The 2577-nt window shown below is 70.2% G+C and carries 3 protein-coding genes and 1 pseudogene; 1 reads left to right on the top strand and 3 read right to left on the bottom strand.

Annotated elements, in window-relative coordinates; genetic code table 11:
• The 3 genes and pseudogenes from E1285_RS44495 to E1285_RS44485 all read right to left on the bottom strand — a co-directional run.
• A pseudogene (locus E1285_RS44495) lies at positions 1 to 918 on the bottom strand (hypothetical protein); the annotation flags it as partial.
• Between the two features lie 8 nt (positions 919 to 926).
• On the bottom strand, positions 927 to 1229 hold the full coding sequence (locus E1285_RS44490; protein ID WP_132160937.1) for a WXG100 family type VII secretion target: 303 nt from the start codon (positions 1227 to 1229) through the stop codon (positions 927 to 929).
• Positions 1226 to 1627 carry a YbaB/EbfC family nucleoid-associated protein gene (locus tag E1285_RS44485; protein WP_132160936.1) on the bottom strand — a complete coding sequence of 134 codons (402 nt, stop codon included), beginning with the start codon at positions 1625 to 1627 and terminating at the stop codon, positions 1226 to 1228. The genes E1285_RS44490 and E1285_RS44485 overlap by 4 nt, the downstream gene beginning before the upstream one ends.
• A 250-nt stretch (positions 1628 to 1877) precedes the next feature.
• Here E1285_RS44485 and E1285_RS44480 point away from each other — a divergent pair, with 250 nt between their 5' ends.
• Positions 1878 to 2132 (top strand): hypothetical protein, encoded by a 255-nt coding sequence (locus E1285_RS44480; protein ID WP_132160935.1) that lies wholly within the window; start codon positions 1878 to 1880, stop codon positions 2130 to 2132.
• Positions 2133 to 2577: the final 445 nt, after the last annotated feature.

Genomic DNA, 2577 nt, shown 5'->3' with positions numbered 1-2577 from the left:
GGTGGACGCGTTGTAGCTGTTGAGGCCCTCCCTGCCGCCGCCGACGGCACCGCCGAAGGCACCCGATGTGGCTCCCTTCGCGATGGCGTCCCAGGTCAGCGGGTCGCCGTGGATCGCGGCCGTGGCGACCGTGCTGCCCACCCCGGCGATGGCCTCGGCCGTGCCCTCCCGCGCCATGCCCTTGGCCATGCTGCCGAGCGCGGTGTCGGCGCCGTCGCCCACGCCGGGGACCCTGCCCAGGCCGTGCGAGATGCCGCCGGACAGGGCGCCGCCGATCGCGCCGTCCAGCGTGGCCGCGCCGGTCTTGGACCAGTCGACGCCGTCCCGGTTGCCCTGCGCGATCTGCACGCTCTGGACGAGCAGGTCGAGGCCGCCGCCCTCCACGGCACCGACGACGGCGCCCCTCAGAACGGCGCCGAGGAACCGCTGGCTCAGCCGCTCCAGCAGCTCCTTGGCGATGGTCCTGGCCGTGACCTGCGCCGCGACCTGCACGGCCGGGATGGCCGCCGTCGACGCGCCGAACGTCGCGAACGCCGCCGCGATCAGGTAGGCGATCTCGATCGCCGTGACGATCAGCAGGGCGATGAACATGTACTTGGCGTACTCGATGTCGAGCGCGCCGCCGTCGAGCGTCTCGGCGAGCTGGCCGCACGACTCGATGAGCTTCGTCAGGATCTGGGGGTCGGTGGTGACCCACTGCTCCCATTTCTGGCCGAACGCCTCGGCGGCGCCGCTGTCGAGCGCGGTGCGCACGTCGGACGCCGTCTGGTTGAGGTCCTCGATCAGCTCGGTGATCTCGGTGCCGGCGGTCCGCCACGCCTCGGCGCAGCGGCGCATCGCCGTCTCGTCGCCCTCCGGCCAGTCGGCCCCGATGATCCAGCCCAGCCATTGGACCGGTTCCGGTATTTCAAGCCCCACGGATCAGTTCACTTCAACCTGGAGGCGTCCTCGGCCGCCTTGTAGGTCTTGGCCATCTGATCCACGCCTTTCTTGATGCCTTCGAGGCCGTCCTTGAGCTTGGGGAACGCGTCCACGACGGTCGTGCTCGGCTCCTTGTAGCCCTCGGCGAACGCCTGGCCCGTCGCATCGGAACCCCAGCATTCGCCCTCGGCGCCGAGTGCCTCGCTGAGCCGGTCGTAGATCGCCTTGAGCTGGCCGGCGCCCGTCTGGAACCCCTCGCCGGCGCGCCTGAGTTCCTCGGTGTCGACCTCTAGGTAGTCGTAGGTCATCGCGGCAGGATCCCGAGTCGTTCACGGACGGCGTCGATGTCGTCGGGGCGTTCGGGCAGCAGCTTGGCGATGTCGAAGCCCGCGTCCGCCGCGCCTTCGGGAACGAGCCCCCGCATCGCCGCCTGTATCTGGTCGGTGACCCGGGACTGCGCCTCTTCGGACGCCTCCATGATCGCTTCGGCGAGTTCCGCGGCGCCCAGCCTGCGCTGGACGCGCGGGTCGAGTTCGAGCGAGGTCAGCCGTCCCTGCCGGTCGACCTTGACCCGCACCATGCCGTCGGCGGCCTCCGCCTCGGCCTCGATGCTCTCGAGCGTGGACTGCATGTCCTGGATCTGCCGGCGCTTCTCCTGGTAGGTCTGCAGGAGTTCGTCGATATGCGCCTGCCATTCAGCGCGCACAGGCACCCCTCTGTTCGTCGGGAGCTTGGACAGCCCGCGACCGCGCACGATCACAGGTACACAGAGATTGATCGTTTATAGGGCTCTTCGTTGCTCTCGCGCAACCCGGCCGCGGCCGTCCGCGGCTGGTGGGGCAGGCGGCCGGCGCTGTGGAACACTGCGAAGACCGCGAGGTGCGCCGCGCGGTCCGAGACGACCAGGAAGGGGTGGGCGAACGATGCGCAGGAGGCCGAACATCTGTGATGCCTGCGTGCGGTTGCAGAAGCGGTCCAAGCCGGAGGCCGAGACCTCGCTCGACCGCTGGATCCCCTATTGCGACGCCTTCCCGGACCGGGTGCCGAACGAGATCTACCGTGCCGGGTTCGACCACCGGCAGCCGTTCGAGGGCGACCGGGGCATCCGGTTCGAGTTGCGTCCCGGTGGCGAGCGGGCGCTGGCCGCGTACGAGGCGTCGATCGCCGCCCGGCAGGGCGCACGGGACACCGGACCCGGGCGAAGCGGCTGACCCCTCCAGCCTCCTGCCGGACGCGGAGCCGACGGCATGGGGCATGGTTCCTCCGGGGAGTTCGCAGGCGGGGTTGCGGGCAGAGGCTTAGGACAAAGGCTAGCGGGAGCACTTGGCGGTTTCAGGGGTTAGACGTCCGGATGGGGCGTTCGGTTCGGTGAAGCCCTTATGCGGTGAAGCTCCTAGGCTGTGCGGAGGTGGGGCCTGCGCCCGCTCCCGGCGTGTACGGGACGAGTCTCTCGTAGGCTGACCGGTGAGAAGGGAGGCAGGTGACCGACTCCAGTTGGCAGCAGTCCGTCCTGCGTGAGATCGGCGCTTCAGGGCGGGGGCTCCAGATGCTCGACGGGGCGCCGGCCAACGACGCGCAGGTGTCCTGGGACGTCGAGGCGCCGCGTCCGGAACCCGAGCGCCAGCCGTCCGCCGCGCCCGTACCGGACTCGTATTC

It is taken from the genome of Actinomadura sp. 7K507 (assembly GCF_004348425.1).
Classification (GTDB): domain Bacteria; phylum Actinomycetota; class Actinomycetes; order Streptosporangiales; family Streptosporangiaceae; genus Spirillospora.
Note: the sequence above shows the minus strand (reverse complement) of the source record. Positions and strands in the feature narration are given on the sequence as shown.